Source organism: Kribbella sp. VKM Ac-2571 (assembly GCF_004362255.1).
GTDB classification, from domain to species: Bacteria; Actinomycetota; Actinomycetes; order Propionibacteriales; family Kribbellaceae; genus Kribbella; species Kribbella pratensis.
In genome coordinates this window covers 11,379-34,718 of sequence record NZ_SNWS01000011.1, presented here as the reverse complement: position 1 = coordinate 34,718, position 23,340 = coordinate 11,379, and the positions used below count along the sequence as shown (strand labels likewise).

Here is a 23,340-nt window from a genome sequence, read left to right as displayed (position 1 = left end):
TCGCGCTGAGCGAGTACCTGACGCGGTACGCGACCGACAAGAACGCGTCCGGGCCGTCGGCGATGGCCGACGACGTCAAGCACGTGGCCGAGTTCCTCCGGACCATGGGCGACACGATCCTGCGGACCAAGCGCGAGCTGATGATCATCGGCATCGTCAGCTGGATCACGATCCTGGCCGGCGTCGGTCCGATCATGGGAACGCTGATCCGCAAGCTCGGGCAGGAAGGTGTCAAACGGCTACTGCTCCAGCTTCTGAAGAAGCTGGTGAACCGGGAAGCGAAGAAGCTGCAGACGCGGATGGTTGCCGAGATGGTCGCCAGTGCGGCGCAGCAGACCGGCAAGTTCGTCCTCAGCAAGCAGATGGTGCCGAGGGTGCTCGGGCTGGTCGGCGCGGAGGTTGCCGACGAGGTCATCCCGAACACACTGGCCGGCTGGTGGGGCGAGGTGGACGGCCACGACCGCCGCCTCGTCGTCGACAGCCACGGCCGACCGGTGACGGACGCCGACAACCATTTCGTCACGACCCACGACTGGGACTGGCGGGGTACGGCGATGACCGCGGCGGGCGCCGTGGTCGGCGTACCGCTGTCGCACGGCCTCGGAGTCGGGCTGGCGAAAGTGCCGGGTCTGGGGAAGATCGGGCGGACGTTCGTGAACAACGCGGTCACGTCGCCGCTGTCCAGTTCGCTGACGGCGATGGGCTTCGGCGAGGGCTGGCACAACCCGACCCTGCAAGAGGCCTGGCTCGCCGGTGCTCACGGCGCCGTCCGCAACTCGACCCCGGGGGACGTGCACGGTCCGTTGGAGGTGATCGGCGAGAAGGTCGGCGAGTACGTCGGAAACAAGATCATCTCCGCCACCCCCGGCGGGAATCCGCCCGGCGGCTCCGACGGCGGCCAGGTCGTGTCCCCGTCCGCCAACCAGACCACCGCGGCGGACGCCAGCCAAGCCGTGGGTCAGGGTGTCGGCCAGAACACGGCGCAGAACACCGCGCAGAACACCGCGCAGGGCACCGCTCAGAACGCGACGCAGCACCAAGCGCAGAACTCGGCCCAGAACTCGGCCCAGAACGCTGCCCAGAACACCGCTCAAAACATGCTGGCCCCCGTCGGGGGAATGCTCGGCCAGTCGAGCGTGACCCCGACCGCCACAACCGCCCGCCTTGGTCAGCAGGGCGCATCCACGCCGACCACCACTCAGCAATCCCGCTCGGAACAAGACCACGCCGTACGCCGAATCCCCACCACCCACCCGACCCCGCCCAACGACAACGGCCCCGACCACACCACAGACGAACAACTCGCCGCCCCCCAACAACCCACCCCGACCGAAGCCCTCGACCCCGCCCGAACCAACCCAACCACCCAAGCCGACACAACCACGCAAGCCAACCCAGCTACGCAAGCCGACGCAGCCACCCACGCCAACGCAGCCACCGAAGCCGACACAGCCACCCAGGCCGACACAGCTACGCAGTCCGACACAACCACGCAAGCCGACGCAGCCACCCAAGCCGACCCAGCCACCCAAGCCGACGCAGCTGCGCAGGTCGTCCCGGTTCACGCGGCTGCGAACCAGAGCACGACCTTCCCCACCGCCCAACCGAACGCCGCCACGACCCACCTCGAGTCCTCACACCCCGACACAAGCGCCCTGAACCCGCAAGCCCCAGCCCCGAACCACACAGGCACCCCGACCACCTCCGGCAGACGCATCATCCGCCGCGGCGCCCCCGCACTCGACGCCACCGGACGACCGCGCGCACCCCGCCCGGGCGAGGCACTCGCCGGCATGCGCCGCGGAGGCGACCACCCTCGACTCCCCGGCGGACCACACACGATTTCCGTTGCCGACGACAACCACCTCCTGTACGGCGACCACCTCGTAACCCCGCACGAGCTCGCCTCCCTCGCCCGGACCTCGAACCACGAGATCGTCGTCGACCGCCCGACCACCGCCGCCATCGCCCTGGCCCAGAAGCTCGCGAACATCACCGGACAGGACGTCGTACTGCGATCGTCCGATCAGACTCAGGTGATCAACCCGGCCGACGATCCCTCGCTGACCCCCGACGGGGTCGTCGTACCCGAGGACGGCAGGCTCGTCCGCAAGCCCCGCGCAACCTCGGCTCATGGCATCGAGGTAGAGGTGAACGAGGACAACCTCGGTCCCCGCCTGGGCTCGGGCCGCTCGAAGACCGCCTTCGCGTTCTACGACAAGGTCGTCCTGGTGGCCCACCCCGGCGTGTCCCTCGCTTCCGAGGTCGAGCAGACCACCCAGCTCCGCAGCCTCCCCGGTGGCGAACACGTCATCGCCCCGATCCACCAAGTCACCACGCTCTTCGGCCGCGACGCGATCATCGTCGACCGCTACGCGACCACCAGTCACGACATCCTCGACGAGGAGGCCCCCGACCCCGACTCCCGCGCCACCCGCCCCGGCCTTCCCACCCAGGCAACACTCGAAAGCCTCCAGGCTCTCCACAAGTTCGCCGTCGAGAACCTGGTCCTTCCTGGCGACCTCCAGTTCGCCGTCACCGCCGACGGCGGGTTCCTCGCCTACGACATCGCCGGCGCGCGCAAAATCACCGGCCCCGAGGATCCTGCCCTGGGCACCCTCAACGCATGGCTCGCCTGGGCCCAATCCCAACTGACCACCACCCCCGCCGCGCCGACGCCTGCGAAGAAGGTGCAGTCGCGGATCATCCGCCGCCGGCCAGGAGTCTCGGGGGACGGCGCGCGGGCGCGGCGCCGTGCAGATGCGCCGAGGAATGTGGCGCAAACCAGCAAGACCGCGTCGGGTGCGGTCGACGCGCCAGTTGGGGTGGACGAGCTCGGGCGCCCGGACGGGATGAGCGTGGGGGAGGTGCAGCAGGCCGTGCAGGAGGTTTGGGCGCGGATGCGCTTGCCGCGGGCAGTCGGAGTGCGGGTGGTGGTTGAGGCTGATGCTGACGCCCTTGCGCGGGAACACGGAGTCGAACCAACGAGTGTGCCTCAGCCGGCGTACTTCCGGATGGAGGGTGGGGACGGTGTCGTCTACCTGTCCGCCCGGGATCACCGGTCCGCGGACGATGTTGCCGCGTCGGTGTGGCATGAGGTGATCGGGCATTTCGGGTGGCAGTTGTTCGGCCCGGCGGTGCGCAGCCACGTGCTGGCCGCGGTGCAGGACATGCGGGGGCTGGAGCCGGAGCTGTCGGCGGAGGTCGACGAGTTGTACGGCGACCAGCCGTCGGATGTCCAGGACGAGGAGTTCCTCGCACGGCTCGCCGAAGGTGGCGTACCGACGCGCCTGCGGCAGGCCTGGAACCGCCTGCTCTCGACCCACCTCGGCGACGCCCTCGCCGCGATCGGTGCCATCAGCAACGAAACCCTCGAGAACGCCCGCCGCGACCACCACCTGGAGCCGCTGTACCGGATCGTCCGGGCCCTGGCCAACGGCGTCCGCCACCTGCGGACCGCTCCCCTCCCCGCCGGAGACCTCGCCACCGCCAGGTCCCGCATCAACCGGACAGGACCGAGCATCTCGCGGATCCGTCCGGCTCAGCAGAATCGGTACGACGGCGGCGGTCTGCCCGCGTTCACCAACGGGGTTGTCGAGTCGTCGTACGACGAGCTGCTCGACGGCACGCCCGACGAGCGAGCCCTCGCCGCCGCTCTCCCGGCATCCCCGGGCGGCAAGGTCAAGCGCTTCCTCGTCACCGCCACGGACGAGAACCACTTCGTGATCGAGGGTGCCCGCCTCACTCCGCACCACCTCGCGGTGATGACCGACCTCTATCGCAACGTGTCGATCGTCCTCGACACCACCACACCGGAGGCCCGCGCACTGGCGCAGAAGCTCGCCGACGTCATGGGCATCGACATCGTCATCCGTACACCGGACGGCTGGCAAAGCCTGCACCCCAAGGCGACACCGCACCAAGAGGGCACGGTCGACTTCGGTCCCGACGACACTCTCGTCCTGCGCACTCCGGACAACCCGGACGGCGTACCGATCGACGATCTCGAGCCGCACCTTGGTCGTCTGCTCGGGATCGGCGGATCGAAGGCCGCGTTCGCGTTCTACGACAAGGTCGTGCTGATCGCGCTGCCGACGATCGAGGTGTCGTTCTTCAAGCAGCTCAACCGCACGCTGGACCTGCTCACCAAACCCGGCGCGGCCGAGGTCGTGGCCCCGCTCCGCTACACCACCGTCTTCGGCCGCGATGCGTTCGTCGCCGACCGTTTCACGACGATCAGCCGCGACGTCTGGGCGAGCGTGCCGGACTTCGACGGGCCGCAGGTGCTCCGTCCGACCCAGGCAACCCTCGACAGCCTGCTCGCGATCCGCGCGTTCTTCGTCGCGAACAACCTGGTGATCACCGACCTCCAGTTCGGCATCGACCCGGATGGCCGGTTCTGGGCGTACGACGTCGGCCGTGTCCGCCCGTTGCCGCCCGCGACTCCGCCGTCCGTCCCCGAGGGCGTGAACCTCGCGATCTTCAGCCGCGCGAAATCCGACCCGCTCGAAGTCATCGACGCCTGGATCGCCTGGGCCGCGGACCGTCTCGGCGCCGAGCGCAGCTTCACTCCGCCCGGTCCCGTCCGCGGCGCCCCGGCCCTGAACGAGAACCTCGAGCCTCCGTCGTACGACTGGACCGCCGCGACCCGCCTGACGGGCGAAGAACTCTCCACGACGGTCGACGGCTCTGGTGTCTACCGGACCACCGATCAGGTCGTGAAGCTCTACCCCGACAGCCAGGAAGCCCGTGACCGCGTCGTCGCGGAGCTCGAGCGCGTGTACGTCGCAGCGCGCACGGGCTACGGTCCGAATCCGCACGGCCTGGTCACGACGCAGATCGACGGCAAGAGGTACGTCGGCCTCGCGGCGGATCGGGTAGACGGCGGCGCAACAGCCGCGCAGCCGGATGCAGCCGGCCGTCGGCAGGCGATCACGCTCGACACTGTCCTGCAGTTCCACGACTACGTCCGCCGACTGCATGCCCTCGGCCACCACCCCGCAGCCGACGTCCGAGCCTTCGTCGACGAACAAGGCAACTTCCGCGCCGTCGAGGTCGCCGGTCCCGGCATCGCGGCCGACGAACTCCTGGCAGCCGCGATCGAGAACGTGAGGCGCAAAGCCCGCGTGGCCGATTCCGCACGCGCCCGCCGCATCCGTCCACAACGCGATCGCTCTGCCGACAGCGGCAGCGTCGCCGAAACGTTCCGGGAGATGCCGTCGTACCAGCAGTTGGCACCCGAGGATCAGCGTCGCATCGCTGACGGTTTTGCTGTGCGGCTTGCTGAGGTTGTGCGTCGTACCGGCGGGGTACTGCAGGTGGTCGTCGATGTTCGGGACGGAGGACCTGCTGAGGTCGCGCAACCGACGCTGGAGGGGGCTCGCGTTCAGCGGGAACTGGCGGCCGCCGAGTCGCGGCTCGACGATGCGATCGCGGCGTGGAATGCGGCCTCGGACCAGGGTGGGTCGCCTGAGCCGGCGGTGGAGAAGGCACTCGACGACGCCGCCGACGCGTTCGTGCTTCGTCGCGAAGCGGCCGGCCGGCAGCGGGCCCGCGACGCGGTGCTCGATGCCGTTCGTCAGATCGAGACCACTGTCGCGAACACCGCCGTGCGGTCCGCGGAAGGTCGCCGCGCCTTCGTCGTGCTGACCCGCGAAGACGGATCCAGCCGCCGGGTCGTCGTTCGCGACGACGGCGGCCGGCCCCGGTACGTCGACGCGGACGAGCAGGATGTCGATCGCAGTGTCATCTTCCGCGAGGCCCGGTCGAACGTCGTCAGCGTCGAAGCGCTGGTCCTGGACGCGGACGGTACGCCGCTGCCATTCGCCGGCCGGCCCGTCGCTGAACACAGCGAGTACGGCGTCGAGGCGCTGGTTTCGCCGAGCCAACTGCTGTACCTGCCCGCCGACCAGCACGCGGCGGTCCTGGCGCGGATCGAGCGAGAGCCCGCGATGCAGGCACCCACCGACGACAGCCTCGTGCGGCTCTGGGCCGACTCCCCGGCGCTCCCGGACGTGATCGAGAACGTGGCGGCGATCGAACCGGTCGGTCCCGGCTGGCTGCGGGTCACGACCCGCGGCGGTCTCAGTTTCCTCGCCGGCGTACGGCGTGGCTCCGTCGCGCACGGCGACGTGACTGTCGAACGTGTCGGCGACCGTGCGTCGACCGCCTTCGTGATCACTGTTGCTGAGGGCATCGATCGGGAGCTGGCCGATCTGACCTTCGGGCAGCGGATCGACAGGGAGTTGGACGCCGACTGGGTCGAGGCGGCCGCCGCCGGGCACATCGCGGCCCTCGCGGCGCAGCTCGAGATCCTCGGGACGGTCCGGGGGAGTCTGCAGGCAGCGGCGGACGAGTTCGCGATGCCACCGGAACCCGTCTCGCTCGTCGACTGGTCGACGGTTCGTGAGGCGCTGGACGACGTACGCGCGGGTCTCGACGACCCGTACCAGCCGACGAATCTGGCCCTGGCCGCCGAGCGGGTGCGGGCGGCCGCCGCTCTCGTCTCGGCGCACGCTCCGGGGGCGGCAGCCTTGCATGAGCTGGCAAGTGCCACCCGCCAGGCGGCCGAACAGCTCGGCGGAAACGCGGCATTGCACCGCGGGTACGAGGTGCCGGGCGGGTTGACACCGGCCGACGTACTGACCGCCACGAAGCTTCGGGTCCGGGAACGGCGGCTGAACGCGGGACCGACCCACGATCTGGGCGGATACGACCGCTGGCGCCTGACGCGTAAGCGCCGGGCCAGGCTGCGGGAGGCGGTGTCCGCGGCCGGGCTCGACATCGGTGCCGTGAACCACTTCGGTCGCTTCAACCTCCTCGAACGCTCCGGCTACGGCAAGGTCGTGGAGCTCGCCTTCGAGTACGGCGCCCGACCCGGTCTGGTCGCCGCCCTCCCGGTGACGGTTGACGCCGGGTGGCTCGACGAGACGTTGCGCCGGCCTCGTTTCCAGCAGGCAGTGGGCGCGACACTCGTACCGACCGAGCAGGCCGGCGTGCTCACGGTCCAGGTTGAGGGACACCAACCCTTCACCCTCGCCGTACGCCTCGACCGGCAGGACCAGCCCTCGGCGCAGCCCGTCGCGGATGTCGTGGTGCCCTTTGAGGCAGAACGCGAAGCCGGCCCGAGTGTGCACGAGCTGGCAGGCAGGGTGGTCAAGGCGATCGCCGACTACCAACTGGCAGCCGACCTGGCCCAGGAAGGATCCTGGCGACAAGCCCTGCACGAGCTGATCGAGCCCTCGAACCTGCTCACCTGGCAGGCGCTGGGCGGCAGCGCCGGCAACGAGTTCAGTCCCGACGACCGGGCCGCCATCGGCTGGCTGCGCAGCTTCAGCCTGCATCATGCCGAGCCGACCTGGCAGGACACACGGGCATTGCGGGAATTCCTGTATCAGAAAGGCTTGCTGCCCAGCAGCCCTGACTACGACCGCAAGATCGCCGCGCTGCGGCACCTCGACGGGAAGCTCGCGGATTACGTGCTGAGGCACAACGGCACTCGCCGGGTCACGCGTGCCCGCGGGCTGATCGAGACCCGCCCGCTCGGGGAGGCCGGCATCGAGCCGAGCCGGGCGGCCATACCGGTCTTCGACGGCAGCGACCTGCCCCGGCTGGCGTCGTGGCTCAACGAGTTCGAGGCAGGTCCGCACGGCCGGCGGCTGTCCTTCGCCCACACGGGCGAGAACACCGTGGCAATCACCGTCCCGCGCGCCGACGGCTCGCTCGAGGTCGTCTACGTCGTCGTGGAGCCGGGTGCCGGGCTCGCCGCTCGGCACGGCCAGGTGGTGCGTGGCGCCGAGGCAGCGACGTACCAGGTCCGGACGCCACCCGGCGTCGACCGGCTGCGCGGCGAGCGACTCGCCATCGAGGGACTCTATGCCGCGATTGCCCAGCACCTCGACAGCACGACCGCGCTACCTCCCGGGATCGCGGCGGTACTCGCGCGGTTCGAGCAGCAGCTCGTGTCCGCGACCGGCTGGCGTACCTTCCGGATGCTGGTGAAGGACCTGACCGAACACCTCGCCGAGCTCGAGCTGGCCGATCAGGCCGTGACAGAGCTGGACGACCTGATCCCGCTGTCCCTGCGGCGAGTCCTGACCCGCCGGGGCCGCGGACGGTCGGCGCAAGCGCTCGCCGAGCAGCTCGAGGACCGTATCGACCGGGGTGAGTCCGAGCCCTCACGGGTGCCGGGACGCGCGGTGTTCCTGGGCGGGATGGCGCTGGACAAGTTGCTCATCGGCGTCGGCAACGCCGCGCTTGGCCTGGCCGTGTTCCACAACTCTTCGTGGCTGGGGGCAACTTTCGCGATCGGCTACGGCCTGGCGGAGGGTTGCGGGCAGGGCTATCTGATGTACCGGGGGCAGGTGGCCGGCGAGAAGCTCGAGCAGGCCGTCCGAGGCCGGGGTGCGGCGCTGCGCGCCGGGCGCGAAGCGGCCCAGGCCGTCGCCCTGCGCGACGACGTCCGGGACGTGATCCGGCCGTTGCTCGAAGGTGTGGTCAAGGTCCCGGCGGCAGAACCGGAGCGGCCCGCCGAGGCAGCGCGCCGGTGGTCGGCGCATGACAGCGAGCCGTGGATGTTGCAGCGGTCCCAGCGCTACCACCTGTGGTCGAACCTGCCGTACGGCGTGATGTCGACGATCGAGCCCGTTGCCCTCGTCGGAGCCGGCGCCGGCCAGTGGGCACTGGCCGCCGTGTTCGGTGTCAGCGCCGGGCTCGGCTACCTCGGGGCGTCCTTCGGTGAACGACGCCGTACCCGCCACGACGTCGCGAACCGGTTGCGGCAAGGCCAGTTCGACGACGTACGCCGGATCCACGCCCGTCGGCAGGAGGAAGCGCTGCGGGCCCGGGAGCTGCAGCTCGGCGTCAGCGCCCTGATCCGGGACGCCGGATACACCGCGCCGCCGGCGGCGACCGCGCTGCTCGCCCGCCGGATCAGCGACGACCGGCTCGGCCGGCCCGTGTTCGACCGGCGCCCGAACCGGGGCCTGGACCTCGGCCAGGTGCTGGACATCCGGTACCCGACGATCCTCGCGCCGGGAGTTGCCGGGACCGCGATCGGCGTGTTCGTCAGCCCGGTGGTGGCGGCGGTCCAGGCAGGCAACACGATCGTCAACACCTGGGTCAACGCGTTGGTGGAGAGCGGGTACAGCGACCTGGACACGCACTACACCGACCTGACGTCCGCGCAGCTCGCGCATGCGTCGCTGGTCCGGAGTCGCCAGAGCGACGACCGGTTGCTCGGCGGCGTCCACGACCTGGTGTGGTCTGCCTTGGCGGGGCCGGACGGCACGCGGCCCGGTGTTCCGGGTGAGGTGATCGCAGACCTCGTCGTACCCGAACCGCAGGCTCCGGTGATGCCGCCGTTCTGGCGGAAGATCTTCCCGCTCACCGCGTTGCTGCCGGGGATCGGCGAGTTCGCCGCGGTCAGCACCTTGGGTTCGGCCGTAGCCGGCATCACGCATGCCGAGGCAGAGGCGGCCGACGAGGTGATGACCGGCTCGGTCAACGCCGTCCTGACCAGTGTCACCGGTACCGCCGGCCACTACCCGTTGAACTGGTTCCGCGCGGGCAAGCAGGCCTTGCAGGGCTACCACCGGATGGCCGAGGGAGCGATCGCGGAGGGCAAGGTCAAGCAGCGTGCGCTGCGCGCGGTGCTCGACGACCGGTCTCGCGAGGACTCCGGCAACGCGGCGGCCTTGGGACACATGTTCACCACGGAGGGCCGGACCGTGGACAACACGGCCGAGGTGGCCCGGATGACAACCGATCTGTTGACCGACGGGAGAACGCGGGCGCTGCTGCAGCTGATGGCCAAGCTCGACGCCTTGGAGGTCGATCCGGTCGATCCGATGCGCGTCCGGATGGTGCGCGCGCATCACGCACGTCGATTGGTGTTCGTGGTGGGCGATGTCGAAGACCACGCGCCGGCGCGGTGGGAGGCCGGCGAGGACAGCGTGACGGTGACCGTGTCGCGGTTGCTGATCGACGCCGTCGAGGTGTTGCCGGCGATCGGGCACGAGTTGCGCGAGATCGGCGAGCTGCTGGTCGGGACGCCGGCCGACGGACCCGATGTGTACCCGACCGGCCAGAACCGGAGCGCCGGGGTCGTTCCGACCGCGCATGACCGCGGCCGGGAGACCCAGCTGGCAGTCCTCGGCTGGGTGGCTGACGAGGTCCCGGAGTCGGACCCGAAGGCCGGCGTACGAGCCGACCTGGCATTGCTCGACACGGTCACGAACCTCGGCCTGCTGCCAGGAGCCCAGGGGATCGGCAGCCGGCTCGCTCTCGCGGACCCCGAGCTGGCCCCGTTGATCGGTCGCGTCGCGTCGCGCCTCGACGCTGTCGAGCTACTGAGTCAGGACGTCGGCGCCGTGGCGTTGGTGCCTGGTGACGGGCGGGGCGCGGGGCGTCCGCTGCGGATCGCGCACAACTCCTGGGAGTCGGCGTTGCAGGGCATCGGTGCCCAGGTCGGCGGGCTGGGGTCGGTGGTCAAGGCGCTGCTGCCCGCGCAGGTCGGTCTGGGGCACTACGCGCTCAACATCACCAGGCAGCTGTTCGGTCTCGGTGCGGCCGGGTTGACCGAACTGATCAGTCAAGGCCGGCGCCTGCAGGTCATGCTGATCCCGCCGCCCGCGGGCTACCGGACCGAGGAACACCTGAAGGCCGACGAGGTCGGCTGGTCGGATGCGATGAGCGATCGGACGCTGGCCGCGTGGCGTGAGTATCTCGCCGCGTACCCCGACGAGCTGCCCGACGTACTGCACGCCCACGACGGCTGGATGACCCGGTCCGCGTTCGACCTCGCCGACGCCTTCGGCATCCCGGTGGTGCTGACCGTGCATGCCACCGAGATCGGCCGCCGGGGCGGCCGGCTGGACACCGAGACCAGCCGGAGCATCCACGCCTTGGAGTGGCGCACGGTACGCCGAGCCGACCACGTGATCGTCAACTCGCCGAAGATGAAACAGGAGGCTGTCGAGGCGTTCCGGCTGTCCCCGGATCGCGTCACGATCATTCCGAACGGCACCGATCCGAGCCGTTGGAAGATCGACCGCGCCACGGTGGATCGTGCCTCGGCCCGGGCCCGGCTGCAGGCCGCTGCGGATGACACAGTGATCTACTACCAGGGCAGGCTGGCGAAGGAGAAGGGCGTCCAGGACCTGATCGCGGCGTTGCCGGCTGTTCAGCAGCGTTATCCCGCGGCCAAACTGCGCGTTGTCGGTGACGACACGGGCGAGTTCGCCGCGGAGCTGAAGCAACTGGTGTCCGCACTGGTGAGCCAACGGCGCCTCGCCGACGGAGACGTCGTCTTCCTCGGCCGGATCGGTCACGCCGATGGCCTGCCCGAACTGGTGGCCAGTGCCGACGTCGGCGTGATTCCGAGTCGCTACGAGCCGTTCGGTGTCGTCGCCAACGAACTGGCCACCGCCGGGCTGCCACTGGTGGCCTCGGACCAGATCGGATTCGTTGACCAGAGCAACGGTCTCGCGTATCCGGCCGGTGCCGTCGACGAGCTCGTCACCGCGATCCTCGGCGTACTCGACGATCCCGACGGCGCCGGCCGGCGGGCCGAGGCCGCCCGGGCCAAGGCCCTGTCCCCGATGTACCACTGGGATGTCATCGCGCAGCAGACCGTCGACGTCTACGCCGGTATCGAAGAGCACCAGGTGCGCACCGCCGAGGAGATCGGGCCGGTGGTCTATCCCGCGACGACGGTCACCGGGGACTCGACGACACAACCGTCCGGCGCGCACTGGTACCAGAACGCGGTGTTCTATCAGGCGCTGGTACGGGCCTACCGCGACGCCGATGGTGACGGGTACGGCGACCTCCGCGGACTGATCGACCAGCTGGACTACCTGGAACTGCTCGGTGTCGACTGCGTGTGGCTGAACCCGATCTATCCGTCACCGCTCAAGGACGGCGGGTACGACGTCAGCGACTACACCGGCGTCCACCCGAGCGCCGGCACACTCGACGACTTCAAGGAACTGCTCGCCGAGGCGCACCAGCGGGGCATCAGGATCATCGTCGACTTCGTCCCGAACCACAGCTCTGACCAGCATCCGTGGTTCCAGGAGTCCCGCCGTGACCCGAACGGTCCATACGGCGACTTCTACGTGTGGTCGGACACGCCCGAGCAGTTCTACACCCCGCTGCACACCGACCCGGACGGAACCGAGTACATCCTCGATCCGGACACCGGTGAACGGCGGGACATCGACCCGGAGTCGACCTGGCTGCGCATCACCTCGTCGTCGGGCCGGCCGTTGATCGGTCCGCGGATCATCTTCACCGACACCGAGACCTCGAACTGGACCTGGGATCCCGTCCGCGGACAGTACTTCTGGCATCGCTTCTTCAGCCACCAGCCGGACCTGAACTTCGACAATCCCACTGTCCAGCAGGCGATTCTCGACGCACAGGAGTTCTGGCTCGAGCTCGGTGTCGACGGGTTCCGGGTGGACGCCGTGCCGTACCTGTTCGTCCGGGAGGGCACGAACGGCGAGAACCTGCCCGAGACGCACGCGTTCGTACGGCGGATGCGCGCACTCGCCGACCGCTACGGTGCGATGGTGCTGTGTGAGGCCAACCAGCCGCTCGACGACCTGATGGCGTACTTCGGCGATCCGGCCAAGGGCGGCGACGGATTCCAGATGGCCTTCGACTTCGCGTTGATGCCGCGCCTGTACATGGCCCTCGCGAGCGGAGTGGCCGAGCCGATCCGGGAGCTCGTCCGCAGCCGGCCCGAGCTGCCCGCGAGCGCCGCGCTGATGACGTTCCTGGACAACCACGACGAGCGCACCACCGAGATGGTCAGCCAGGCCGAACGGGAGTACCTGCACGCGACCTACGACCCGACGCATCTGCGCAAGTCCAACGACGGCTTCGTCGGCCGGCTGGCACCGCTGCTCGGCAACGACATCGGCAAACTCAAGCTGGCCAACGCGTTGCTGTTCGCGTTGCACGGGTCGCCCATCATCTACTACGGCGACGAGCTCGGCATGGGCGACGACCCGACGCTGCCGGACCGGGACGCCCAGCGCACCCCGATGCCCTGGACCTCGGACCGCAACGCGGGATTCTCGGTCGCGGCGCCGTACCGGCCCTCCAGCGGCGATCCGGATCCGCGGCACCTCTACCTACCGCCGGTCAGCGACCCGGTGAACGGGTTCCGCGAGGTCAACGTGGAGCACCAGCTGTACGACGAGTCGTCGGTGCTGTACTGGACCCGCGAGCTGATCCGGTCCTACAAGCTGCATCCTGCTCTTGCCGTGGGCAACTTCACGGACCTGGCCGGGAGCAACGGTCACGTGCTCGCGTTCGCCCGGGAGCACGGCGACGAGGTGATGCTCGGGATCTTCAACCTCGCCGGCACGACCCAGGCGACCGATCTGGACCTGAGCGCCTGGGCCGGCCGCGGGCCGGTCGACATTCTCGGGCGGCAGCGGTTCCGGGTGATCGACGACCTGCCGTACGCCGTGACCCTGGAGGGCCACGGCTTCCGGTGGCTCAGCCTGACCCGCGATGATCGCGGGCCGGGTCAGGCTTCGCGGGCCTCGTCCAAGTAGGCGGCTCCGTTGGCCAGCAGCAGCTGTGCCGCGGGCAGGACCCGGTCCAGGGCCGGCTCGGCGTTCACGCCGTCGGCATCCGCTCCGGCTTCGGCCCGGGCGAAGTACTCGCAGGCCTGCCAGAGACTGTCGCAGGCAGGTGCCCACATCCACAGTTCGTAGCTGAACCCGTCGACACGCGCCGTCGGATTCGCGGGGACCGCGCCGAGGCCGTAACGACCGGGAGCGCTCGGATGTTCGCCGGAACCCACCAGCAGCGATCTGATCCGGCAGGTACGTGCGAACGCCGCCGCGTCCGCGGTCCTCGGCTCGACCTCGACGAGCAGGTCGCGGCCGAGCAGCTGGTCGAGCACGGCCGCTGCTTCGGCGATCCCGCCGGCCAGGGCGACGGCTTCGGTGGTTGCCCGCGTCCATGGCGTGCCGGCAGTGCCGGGTACGCCGTGGGCGAGCGCCCAGACCGCCAGTTCGTCACCCGTCTTGAGTTCGTACTGCTGCCAGCCGATCCGGACGATGTGTTGCTCGCCCGGGTGGTTGGCGCCGAGATAGTGACCGACCGGGAAGATCAGTGCGTTGTTCATGCGCTCACCCCACGCAACCGGAAGCTCACATCGACGTACGCCGCATTCACCAGCAGCAGTGGATGCAGGGCCGGAAGGAACCCGGCAAGGAGCTTCTCGGCGTCGACCCCGCCCGGCCGGTCCTCATCGGTCCGGCCGGCGACGCCGGCTGCACTCCGACAGACTGCCCACAGCGTGTCGTCCATGGCCGACCACTGCCACAAGTCGTAGACGGCGAAGTCGACGTGGAGCACCGGTTGTCCGAGGAAGCCGATGGCGAACCGGCCGGGCTCGGCCGCGGTGTTCCCCAGCCCGAGCATCAGCGGCGTCAGTTGGTGGCGTTGCGCGAAGTCGATCGCCTCGTCGCTGTCCAGTCTGAACTCAGCCAGCAGTCCGAGGCCGGTCAGTTCCTGCACCAGATTCGCCGCGTCGGCGACACCGGCGTGCCGGGCCAGCTGCACGATCGAGTCGCGCTGCCAGGTGATCTGTTTCTCGACCGCATGCGGAGACCCGTGCGCAAGCGCCCAGACCGCGTACTGCCGATCGTCCAGTTCCACCACGTCGGTCCCGCGTCGGACCCGGCCGGAACCGACGAGGTGACCGAGCGGGAGCATCAACCGTTCGTCATTCATACGTACGACGCTCGGCGGCCGGTGCCTGTCCCGGCCGCGGTTGGCCGGATCAGGCAACGAAGTGACCGGGGAAGGCAGGTCAACGCAGGACGTTCAGCACCACGGCTTCGCCGACGCCGGCTGGTGAATCAGCTCGGCCAGGTGGGGTTGCGGCCGAGGTGGGCGATGATGCGGTCGAGGGGGTCGTTGCCGGACCACGGTACGTCGGGGGCGAACGGCGTACCCGGGGTGAGGCGGACCTCGCCGGTGGGCACGATCTGGGCCACGTCCTGCGCCGCCTCGAGGGTGGCGGGGGCGAAGGTCACCGTCGTACCGAGGGACTTCGCGACGTCCCAGCTGTGGACCACGTAGTCGATGAAGTGGAAGCTGATCGCCTGGGAACCGGGGAACGCGGCGTCGGGGCCGAACTCGGCGAGCGTGAACGTCCGCTCCGCGACCCCCGGCTGCGCGAACGCGTCCAGGACATGCTCGGCGGATTCGACGTACCCCTTCACCGGGTCGTCGCCGAGATCGCGGACCTTCCAGATCGCCGGGTCGGACTCACCGCGGGAGGCGGCCGCGAAGCCGTAGTGCTGAGTGGCCATGTGGGCGAGCAGACCGTAGAGGGTCCAGGCGCGGCACGGGGTCGGCTTGGACAGGTCGTCGGTGGTCGCGGTCGAGACGAGCTCGATGCTGGCCCGGACGGCCTCGGCGTCGAGCTGAACGTAATCAATAGTAGGCATGCGCCTATCGTAAGCGCCAGCATATGATTGCGCCAGTGCTACCTTTCCGGACATGGCAATCGAGCGACCCGACCTCGCCGCAATGCTGTATCCGCTGGTGCGGGAACTGATCGCGATCGAACTGCCCGTGCTCGCCGCGCACAACGTGTCGATGTGGGGCTATTCGGTGCTCACCGCGCTCGACGACACCCCGGTCCGGACCCAGGCCGCGCTTGCCGAGGCGATCGGTGCGGACAAGTCCCGCATCATCGGCACCCTCGACGAACTCCAGCAGGCCGGCCTGATCGAGCGCACCCCGGACCCCGCCGACCGCCGCGTCCGCCTGCTCTCGATCACACCCCAGGGCCGCAAGGTACGTCGTGCCGTCCGCAAGGAAATCCAGGCGCAGGAGGAACAGGTCCTCGCGACGCTCACGCCGGCCGACCGCAAGACCTTCGTCCGCATCTTGCAAGAACTGCACGCTTCACGCTGACGATGGAGGCCGCTCCCTCGTGCGGGTGATCCGAGCGCGGCCGAGGCTCAACAGACTGGCCGTATGAGACGAGCGGTCGTGGTGTGGGCAGTGGCGTACGGCGGTGTGCGGATCTGGTTCGCGACCGGTCATGCACCCCAGTGGAAGCTGCCCGGCGACGATCTGCTGGTCCCGAACTGGGTCTCGGTGGTCGGCTGTCTGGTCACCGCGCTCGCCCTGATCCGCATCCGGCCGCGCTTGCTCTGGGCGCTGGCTGCGGGCTGGGTCGCCGCGGCCGCGTTCATCCTGCTCGACCTGGTCGCCACCGTCCTGCCGGGTCTCGGTATCCCGATCGACGTGCCCGGGATGCTCAGCCGCTTGGGCGCGGTGATCGGTGCCCTGCTGCTCGGCCGCCTGGCCAAATCCCACCAGTCCGAGGCCAAGCCGTGGCCGTACTGGGTCTCGACCGCGGGTGCGTGCCTCGCGACCGCCGGGTGCCTGACCAGGCTCGCGGCGCAGGCAGTCGTCGGGTTCGAGAAGACGCCGTACGGCGGCAACCTGTCGATCATCGCCTTCGAAGGCGGCTTCGTCCTCGTGGGAACCGTCCTCCCGTTCCTCCTGGTGCACCCCATCGGCCGGTACTTCCCGCGCTGGCTCGTGCTGCTCCCCGGCTACACGATCGGCGGCGGCATGACGGCGTACTTCACCGTCGGCCTGCTCCAGATGATCGGGAACGCGGTCCAGGGCGAGCCTGTGTACGGCGATGTCGGACTCCCGGACAGCTTCTTCTGGGTCGCGGTCCCGGCGTACGTCGTCTGGGGCGCCGGGCTGACCGTCGCCGCCCGGGGTTACCAATTCGCGACCCGTAAGACAACCGATCCGGAATGTGAGCTTCACATCACCCAGCGTTGAACCAAGTAGAGCGTTCAATCGTTCGAACCAGGCACCAGACCACAACCACGCCGCGAGGAGTGAGGCCCTGTGCAGGTGCTCGAGCGTTTTCAGAAAGAAGTCATCGGCGTCTTCCGGATCGTCGTCGGTTTCCTGTTCGCGACCCACGGCGCGGCCGCGCTGTTCGGTGTCCTCGGCACCGAACAGGTCGCCGCGTTCGTCTGGCCGTCCTGGTGGGCGTCGTTGATCCAGACGGTCGGCGGTGCGCTGGTGATGATCGGCCTGAGGTCGTGTCTGATGGTCCAGCGCCTACTGCGCGGCACTCGGCACGGCACCTCGCCGCACGGGTGCAAAGGCCACGATGCTCCGCATCGAGACCTTCGCCCCCGCACGCCGATGCACCGCACCGAGCACCTGCTCGCTACGGCGCTGAACCATCAGACACGACCTGGCACCCGGTACGCCGCGCTGCTGTGCTCCGGATCGATGGCCTACGCGTATTTCAGCGTGCACCAGGCTGGTGCTTTGCTGCCCGTGCAGAATGGTGGCGAGAAGGCGGCCCTGTTCTGCTTCGCGTTCCTGCTGATCGCTGTCCTGGGCAACGGTGCCTGGTCGGTCCAGCGGGCCGCCGCGGCGAGCAAGTAACCCGATGTCCGACCCGCACAGAGCAGGAGCGCCGATGGCCGACGACCGGGCGACGCTGCTGCGCGAGCTGCACGATGTGCACGCTCCTGCGCTGTGGCGGTTCGTCGTCCGGCTGACCGGCGACGACCGGCTCGCGGAGGACGTCGTCCAGGAGACCCTGCTGCGGGCCTGGCGGCGGCCGAACATCCTGGCCGAGGACGAGGCGGGCGCCCGGGCATGGCTGTTCACGGTGGCGCGCAACCTCGTCATCGACGACCGGCGCAGCGCGCGGGTCAGTCGGGAGGTCGCCAGCGACGACCTCCCGGAGAACCCGAGCGCCGACCACGCGAACGCCGTACTGGATGCCTGGCTGGTAGCCGAGTCGCTGGCTCAGCTGTCGGAGGAACATCGGCAGGTGATCGTTCGTGCGTACTACGGGCGCCGTACGGTCGCCGACATCGCCGAGGAGCTGGACATCCCGTCGGGCACCGTGAAGTCGCGGCTGCACTACGGGCTGCGAGCGTTGAAGCTCGCGCTGCAGGAGAGGGGGGTGACGAGCCAGTGAGCGACCCGTACTGGGAGTGGGACGCGGCCTACCTGCTCGGCGCGCTGTCGGCGAAGGACCGGCGCGTGTACGAGGAGCATCTCCACACCTGTGCGGAGTGCTCGGCCGGAGTCGCGTCCCTGGCCGGCGTCCCGGGCGTGCTGGCGGCCTTGCCGGCCGATCGGGCGCTGGCCACCGTCGCGTCGGATCCGCCGAATCTGCTGCCCGGTCTGGTCCGGAACGTTCAGCGTGACCGGCGCCGGCAGCGGATCCGGGTCGGTGCGCTGACGACCGGGATCGCCGTCGCGGCCGCCGTCATCGGTGCCCTGATCATCGTCCCGCTGACCCGCGACGAGCCGAAGGGCGACTACGTCGTACTCGCCCAGACGGTGTCCAGCAAACTGTCCGCGGACGCCCGGCTGGTGCCGGAGCCGTGGGGTACGACGATCGAGATCAGCTGCCGGTACGACGAACTCGCGACGCCGAGCGAACGCGCCCGCGGGTACGAGTTGTACGTAACGGACACGTCCGGAAAGATCGAGCTGATGGCCAGCTGGACGTCCGCGCCCGGGACGACGGTGAAGCCGGCGGCGACCACGAAGCTGCAGCGCAACGAGATCAAGGCCCTGGACATCCGCAGCTCGGAAACCGGGCGGGTCCTGCTGGCCGTTCGTTTCTGAGCGTGCATGACCGTAGCGCGTCGGGGCACCAGGGATGCAAGAGCGGCGGTCGCTCGAGAGGCCTCCGATCCAGACCCCGGTGTTCAGGGACGTGCACCGGGGTCGCAGTACGTCGTGACCGGGTTGCAAGGAAATTCTTCCGATTGTGTAACACTCCGGCCGTCACCGGCGATACACCGTGTGTAACGCCACTGAGGATCCCGTCCCAGGCCGTCCGCCCGAAGGGTCTGGGGCGGGGTGCTCGATGCTTCTGAGGCGCCCAAGCAGCGTTACGAACGAAGGCCCCCGGTGACTCATCACCCCGGGGGCCTTCGTGTCGTTCGCGTTCCCTCCCTAGGACGCTTGTTCTGTCGGGCCGTTCGACTCCGGGAGAGCGATCCGGTCCGCCGGGAGGCGTTCCGTCCGCTCGGTGCCGTCGTCGCCCTCGTACTGCACCAGAGCGGTCCATCCCGATTCCTCGTGGTCGCGGCCGATCAGCCAGCCGCGACGCCACTTGCCATCCGCCAGGACGACAACATGGCTGGGCAGAGGGAGTCGGGACACCAGATCGGTGCCGGGCTCGAACTCAGTCATGGCCGAAGGCTAGGGGGTTTCGGAGCCGGCCGCCTCCCGAGCGCGTGTTACTTCTGTGTTTCACGCGGGCCGGGCTGCAATTCTTTGACAACTCTCACAGGCAACCCGAACGCTTGAACCGAACCCGACACCTTCAACGCGCGACCGCCCGGGATATGCGTGACCCAGTCGTTCCGTAATGCGTGCCTGCACAACGCCGCGCCGACCGCGCCGGCGAGATGCGGGCGGCGTTCGGTCACGTCCAGACACGACCTGATGGCGGGCCGGCCACGTCGTACGTCGACCTCGATGCCGAGATCTTCCAACCAGGCTTGGCCTTCCGGCGTCAACGCGATCCCCTCCGACCAGTCGATCAGACCACGCTCGGTCATCGCGTCGGCGAGCGCGACGCCGAGCTTGCCGGCCAGGTGGTCGTAGCAGGTGCGCGCCCGCGCGAACGCGTCCCGCTTGCTCACCGCGGCCAGGCTGTTCGCGACTTCTTCACGCCGTGGTGCCAACGCGGCGAGACCTTCGAGCAACTCGGCCGTATCCGGTCCGGCGAGCTTCACGTACCGATGCCGCCCCTGCCGCACCTCGGTCAGCAACCCGCCGCCGACCAGTTGATTCAGGTGCTCACTGATCGTCGGCCGCGAAACTTTCGCCAGCCGGGCGAGCTCGCTAGCAGTCCACGCCCGCCCGTCGAGCAACGCCAGACAAACAGTCGCCCGAGTCCCATCGGCCAACATCCGAGCCCACCCCGCCAACTCCTCACCCTCGGCCGTCATACCCCCATCATCCCGCCCCCACAGTTAGGCCCCAAGCGAACGGTCTCGTGTCTAGCGTCGGTTCACGTGACTCATCTGACGATCGAACCTTCCATCCTGTACGTCGGTACGCCCGTCGCACTGCTCGCGACCGTGAACGAGGACGACACCGTCAACCTCGCCCCGATGTCGTCGGCCTGGGCGCTCGGCGACGTCGTGGTGCTTGGGGTCGGGGTCTCGGGACAGACTGCGATCAACCTGCGTGCGCGACCGGAGGTGGTGATCAACTACCCGTCACCCGATCTGTGGAAGGTCGTCGAACGCCTCGCCCCGTTGACCGCGGCCGACCCGGTCCCTTCCCACAAACAGGATCGGTTCCGCCACGAACGCGCCAAGTTCACCGCATCCGGCCTGACCCCCGTCCCCTCCGAACTCGTCACCCCACCCCGAGTCGCCGAATGCCCACTCCAGTTCGAAGCCACGGTTGACCACTCGGAGCTAGATGCCAAAGGCAACTTCCTGATCGCACAGGCCCGGGTCGTCCGAGTACACGCCGCCCAAGAGATCGTCGTACCAGGCACCTCACACGTAGACCCCGCCGCCTGGTCACCCCTCATCTACAACTTCCGCCACTACTACGGCCTAGGCCCCGAGTTAGGCGAGTCCTTCCGCACCGAAACCCCAAGGTAGGCAGTTAGACCAAGCGGAGGCGGTCGAGTTCTTCTTCGTTGAGGATTACGTCTAGGGATGCGAGTACGTCGGGAAGGTCTGCTGGGGGGACGTTGCGTTCGGTGGTGGGGCCGTTGGCTTGTTCGGTGGTGAGGGTGTTGCCTACCAGGCGGCGTACGACGCCGTCGGCTACTCGCATTACTACTGGGCGGCCGGTGAAGGGGGATTTCGGGTGGGTTGAGACGTAGTGGTGGTAGACCTCGTAGTCGATCGGGCGGACCGGCTCGTCGTTCGAGGCGTGCTGGGGGACCCACCCGTCGGCGGTCTGCTTCGACAGGGTCCACAGGTCGCCGTCGAGCGTGAGGCGGTGGTCCCAGCCGGCCTGGTCGACGACGGCGCCGTCCTTCAACGGGGTCGGGTACAGCTGGCCGGCCCCGAATCCCACGTCGGCCAGGAACTCCTGCCCGTCGACGCCCACCTTCAGCAGCGCGTGCGTCCGCGGTCCGGCCTTGTGCGGTTGCACCCGGGCGACCCGCCGTACGACGTCGAACCCGAGCTGCTCCAGCGCGGCGCCGAACAGCAGCGCGTGCTCGTAGCAGTACCCGCCGCGTTGCCGGCCGACCAGCTTGGCCTGGATCGCGTCGAGGCCGATGCCGGGATGCGTGCCGAGGATCACGTCGATGTTCTCGAACGGGATCGCCAGCACGTGCGCCCGATGCAGGCTCCGCAAGGCGTCGGCGGACGGGCGCACCCGGTCGTGCCCGATCCGGGCGAGGTAGGCATCCAGGTCCAGGTCGTCGATGTTCCACATGCCGCTACCTCAACACTTCCAGTTCACTTGAGGTCAAGCTCGGTGAACAAGGTCAGCTGGATGCCGCCCGGGGTATCGAGGCGGGCGTTCAGCGAGTTCCACGGCGTACGGGTCGGCTCCGCGATCACGTCGGCACCGGCGCCGGCCAGCCGCGTCGTGGTCTCAGCCGAGTCCTCGACCTCGAGCGCGACCCGGAACTTGCCGGCGACCCGCCGCCCGACCTCGACCTCGTCGATGTACGCGGCCTGCGCGGTGTTCGCGATCTCGAGCGTCGCCCGACCGGCCTCGAGGATCATCACCTGCGCATCCCCTGTCGTGTACGACTCGCGCTCCGGCAACCCGAGCGCATCCCGGTAGAACGCCACCGCGGCGTCGTAGTCGTCAACCGTCACAACCAAACGCAGCTCTTTGACACTCATCCAGCCAGTATCTACAACCGCGACACCTGGTAGTGCGCAATCAGCCAACCATCGTCCGTCCGACGGAGCAGCACGCTCAGATTGACGGTCAGCGTAGGCCGGTCGGTGAACGTGAAGTCGACCGTCAGGTACCCGAGCAGCAGGTCGTCGCCCAGCTCGCGCGTCTCCAAGATCCGGTACTGCGGCGACAGTCCGAGAGGCTGTGACTCGTAGTACTCCGTGACGGTGTCGCGACCGACGCCGTACGGATGCAGGCCCTGGAAGATGGCGTCCTTCGGGAAGAGGGCGGCGACGCGTTCGGGATCGTGGTCGTCGATGCCCGACTTCCACTGGTCCAGGACATTGGTGAGGATGGCGTTCATGTGAGGCTCCTAAGGGGACGGCGGACCAGGAGCGCGGCGGCCGCGGCGAGGGTCACGACGCCGGCGCTGACCAGGAGCGCCTGGTGATATCCGTTGTGTAGTAGGGGGCCGACCGCCAGTGGCCCGACGATCTGGCCGAGGCTGTAGCCGGTGGTGAGGATAGCGACCGCGTGCGGCACGCGGAGTTCGGTGCCGATCGCGATCGCCAGGTTGGCGACGCCCAGGAACGTGGCGCCGAAGAGGGCGGCGGAGATCAGCGCGGCAGCGACGCCGTGCATAAAGGTCGGCAACGCGATACCGATTGCCTGGAGCGTCAACGCGGCCAGCAGGAGGGTCGACCGTGACCACCGGCGATTGAGGCGAGCCCAGGCCGCGGTCGACGGTACGGCAGCGATACCGACGAGGATCCAGGCGCCGTTGCCGACCGGCCCGGCGGCGGTTTCGTTGATCGCGGCCACGAGGAACGTACCGGCGATGATGTAGCCGATCCCCTCCAAGGTGTAGCTGGTGAGAAGTGCGGTGAAGTCCCGTGATCGGGTCCCGCGTGCAGTGGTCGACAGTGTTGGTGATCCGGTCAGATGCCACGCCGGGACCGTGCAGGCGATCGTCAGGAGGGCCGTGATCCACCACGCCGTACGCCAGTCGCCGCCCACCAGCACCGCGCCCGAGAGTGCGATGCCGGCGCCGACGCCGCCGAAGGTCCAGCCGACGTGGTGGCTGTGCAGCCGGGGGAGTACGGCGCTGACCGCGATCACGAACACCAAGGCGCTCGCGATCCCCGCGATCAGGCGCAACCCCAGCCAGAGCGAACCGCTCCGGCTCAGCGGCATCAGCGCGAGCGTCGCGGCCAGGCTCAGGAGCGACAGCCGAAGCGCCCAGCGGGAGTGGAGGAGCCGCGGCGCGACCATCGCCGCCAACGCACCGGCGAGGTAGCCGGTGTAGTTGGCCGTGGCGAGAGCCGCGCCGAGTCGCGGCGACAGGCCGGCCTGCGTGTGCATCAGCGGCAGGATCGGCGTGTACGCGAACCGGCCGATGCCCATCCCACCGGCCAAAGCCGCCGCACCCTGACCCGCCAGGCGCCACTGCTTCAT

16 protein-coding genes and 1 pseudogene are annotated in these 23,340 nt (G+C 69.1%); 8 read left to right on the top strand and 9 right to left on the bottom strand.

Annotated elements, in window-relative coordinates; all coding sequences use genetic code 11:
- Positions 1 to 62: 62 nt before the first annotated feature.
- Together EV651_RS23695 and EV651_RS43320 are read left to right on the top strand one after the other, a co-directional pair.
- Positions 63 to 11,570, top strand: a pseudogene (locus EV651_RS23695) (glycosyltransferase); the annotation flags it as partial.
- Positions 11,571 to 11,693: 123 nt separating this feature from the next.
- The gene (locus EV651_RS43320) at positions 11,694 to 13,571 is read left to right on the top strand and encodes an alpha-amylase family glycosyl hydrolase (protein WP_370353295.1); all 1,878 of its coding nucleotides are present in this window, start codon (positions 11,694 to 11,696) and stop codon (positions 13,569 to 13,571) included.
- On the opposite strand, the gene EV651_RS23690 is transcribed toward EV651_RS43320, so the two are convergent.
- The 3 genes from EV651_RS23690 to EV651_RS23680 all read right to left on the bottom strand — a co-directional run bounded on the left by EV651_RS23690 (position 13,544) and on the right by EV651_RS23680 (position 15,482).
- Positions 13,544 to 14,149, bottom strand: coding sequence for a hypothetical protein (locus tag EV651_RS23690; RefSeq protein ID WP_133787442.1), 606 nt, complete (start codon positions 14,147 to 14,149; stop codon positions 13,544 to 13,546). The genes EV651_RS43320 and EV651_RS23690 overlap by 28 nt on opposite strands.
- Entirely contained in the window at positions 14,146 to 14,760 is a 615-nt protein-coding gene (locus EV651_RS23685; protein WP_133787441.1) for a hypothetical protein, read from the bottom strand. Before EV651_RS23685 ends, EV651_RS23690 begins: the two co-directional genes overlap by 4 nt.
- A 128-nt stretch (positions 14,761 to 14,888) precedes the next feature.
- Positions 14,889 to 15,482 carry a TIGR03086 family metal-binding protein gene (locus EV651_RS23680; RefSeq protein WP_133787440.1) on the bottom strand — a complete coding sequence of 198 codons (594 nt, stop codon included), beginning with the start codon at positions 15,480 to 15,482 and terminating at the stop codon, positions 14,889 to 14,891.
- 52 nt (positions 15,483 to 15,534) lie between these two features.
- Between EV651_RS23680 and EV651_RS23675 the strand changes: the two genes are divergently transcribed.
- The 5 genes from EV651_RS23675 (at position 15,535) to EV651_RS23650 (ending at position 18,672) form a co-directional block, all read left to right on the top strand.
- Positions 15,535 to 15,954, top strand: coding sequence for a MarR family winged helix-turn-helix transcriptional regulator (locus EV651_RS23675; RefSeq protein WP_133787439.1), 420 nt, complete (start codon positions 15,535 to 15,537; stop codon positions 15,952 to 15,954).
- A 63-nt stretch (positions 15,955 to 16,017) separates the two neighbouring features.
- Positions 16,018 to 16,845, top strand: coding sequence for a hypothetical protein (locus tag EV651_RS23670; RefSeq protein ID WP_133787438.1), 828 nt, complete (start codon positions 16,018 to 16,020; stop codon positions 16,843 to 16,845).
- Positions 16,846 to 16,914: 69 nt separating this feature from the next.
- Entirely contained in the window at positions 16,915 to 17,469 is a 555-nt protein-coding gene (locus EV651_RS42510) for a DoxX family protein (protein ID WP_238157148.1), read from the top strand.
- A gap of 34 nt (positions 17,470 to 17,503) precedes the next feature.
- Positions 17,504 to 18,013, top strand: coding sequence for a sigma-70 family RNA polymerase sigma factor (locus tag EV651_RS23655; RefSeq protein WP_133787437.1), 510 nt, complete (start codon positions 17,504 to 17,506; stop codon positions 18,011 to 18,013).
- Complete coding sequence (locus EV651_RS23650) at positions 18,010 to 18,672, top strand: anti-sigma factor (RefSeq protein WP_133787436.1); 663 nt, start codon at positions 18,010 to 18,012, stop codon at positions 18,670 to 18,672. Before EV651_RS23655 ends, EV651_RS23650 begins: the two co-directional genes overlap by 4 nt.
- A 333-nt stretch (positions 18,673 to 19,005) precedes the next feature.
- Here EV651_RS23650 and EV651_RS23645 read toward each other — a convergent pair whose 3' ends face one another.
- Both EV651_RS23645 and EV651_RS23640 read right to left on the bottom strand, forming a co-directional pair.
- Positions 19,006 to 19,245 (bottom strand): hypothetical protein, encoded by a 240-nt coding sequence (locus EV651_RS23645; RefSeq protein WP_133787435.1) that lies wholly within the window; start codon positions 19,243 to 19,245, stop codon positions 19,006 to 19,008.
- Positions 19,246 to 19,292: 47 nt separating this feature from the next.
- Complete coding sequence (locus EV651_RS23640) at positions 19,293 to 20,009, bottom strand: helix-turn-helix transcriptional regulator (RefSeq protein WP_133787434.1); 717 nt, start codon at positions 20,007 to 20,009, stop codon at positions 19,293 to 19,295.
- A gap of 66 nt (positions 20,010 to 20,075) precedes the next feature.
- On the opposite strand from EV651_RS23640, the gene EV651_RS23635 reads away from it, so the two are divergent.
- A complete protein-coding gene (locus EV651_RS23635; protein ID WP_133787433.1) occupies positions 20,076 to 20,678 on the top strand; it encodes a flavin reductase family protein in 603 nt (200 codons plus the stop codon).
- Positions 20,679 to 20,682: 4 nt separating this feature from the next.
- On the opposite strand, the gene EV651_RS23630 is transcribed toward EV651_RS23635, so the two are convergent.
- From EV651_RS23630 to EV651_RS23615, 4 genes are read right to left on the bottom strand one after another with little or no spacing between them, the layout of a single operon-like run.
- On the bottom strand, positions 20,683 to 21,468 hold the full coding sequence (locus EV651_RS23630) for an arylamine N-acetyltransferase (protein WP_133787432.1): 786 nt from the start codon (positions 21,466 to 21,468) through the stop codon (positions 20,683 to 20,685).
- Positions 21,469 to 21,491: 23 nt separating this feature from the next.
- Positions 21,492 to 21,887: a VOC family protein gene (locus EV651_RS23625; RefSeq protein WP_133787431.1), complete on the bottom strand. Its 396-nt coding sequence runs from the start codon at positions 21,885 to 21,887 to the stop codon at positions 21,492 to 21,494.
- An 11-nt stretch (positions 21,888 to 21,898) separates the two neighbouring features.
- Entirely contained in the window at positions 21,899 to 22,249 is a 351-nt protein-coding gene (locus tag EV651_RS23620) for an SgcJ/EcaC family oxidoreductase (RefSeq protein WP_133787430.1), read from the bottom strand.
- Positions 22,246 to 23,340 (bottom strand): YbfB/YjiJ family MFS transporter, encoded by a 1,095-nt coding sequence (locus EV651_RS23615; RefSeq protein WP_202870480.1) that lies wholly within the window; start codon positions 23,338 to 23,340, stop codon positions 22,246 to 22,248. Before EV651_RS23615 ends, EV651_RS23620 begins: the two co-directional genes overlap by 4 nt.

What these genes read in the sequence shown, in the direction of transcription:
- EV651_RS23655 (WP_133787437.1), top strand. Translation starts at nt 17,504, where the DNA reads ATGGCCGACGACCGGGCGACGCTGCTGCGCGAGCTGCACGATGTGCAC.
- EV651_RS23690 (WP_133787442.1), bottom strand. Translation starts at nt 14,149, where the DNA reads ATGAACAACGCACTGATCTTCCCGGTCGGTCACTATCTCGGCGCCAAC.
- EV651_RS23670 (WP_133787438.1), top strand. Translation starts at nt 16,018, where the DNA reads ATGAGACGAGCGGTCGTGGTGTGGGCAGTGGCGTACGGCGGTGTGCGG.
- EV651_RS23620 (WP_133787430.1), bottom strand. Translation starts at nt 22,249, where the DNA reads ATGAACGCCATCCTCACCAATGTCCTGGACCAGTGGAAGTCGGGCATC.
- EV651_RS23685 (WP_133787441.1), bottom strand. Translation starts at nt 14,760, where the DNA reads ATGAATGACGAACGGTTGATGCTCCCGCTCGGTCACCTCGTCGGTTCC.
- EV651_RS23675 (WP_133787439.1), top strand. Translation starts at nt 15,535, where the DNA reads ATGGCAATCGAGCGACCCGACCTCGCCGCAATGCTGTATCCGCTGGTG.
- EV651_RS23630 (WP_133787432.1), bottom strand. Translation starts at nt 21,468, where the DNA reads ATGTGGAACATCGACGACCTGGACCTGGATGCCTACCTCGCCCGGATC.
- EV651_RS23615 (WP_202870480.1), bottom strand. Translation starts at nt 23,340, where the DNA reads ATGAAGCAGTGGCGCCTGGCGGGTCAGGGTGCGGCGGCTTTGGCCGGT.
- EV651_RS23645 (WP_133787435.1), bottom strand. Translation starts at nt 19,245, where the DNA reads ATGACTGAGTTCGAGCCCGGCACCGATCTGGTGTCCCGACTCCCTCTG.
- EV651_RS23680 (WP_133787440.1), bottom strand. Translation starts at nt 15,482, where the DNA reads ATGCCTACTATTGATTACGTTCAGCTCGACGCCGAGGCCGTCCGGGCC.
- EV651_RS23640 (WP_133787434.1), bottom strand. Translation starts at nt 20,009, where the DNA reads ATGACGGCCGAGGGTGAGGAGTTGGCGGGGTGGGCTCGGATGTTGGCC.
- EV651_RS23625 (WP_133787431.1), bottom strand. Translation starts at nt 21,887, where the DNA reads ATGAGTGTCAAAGAGCTGCGTTTGGTTGTGACGGTTGACGACTACGAC.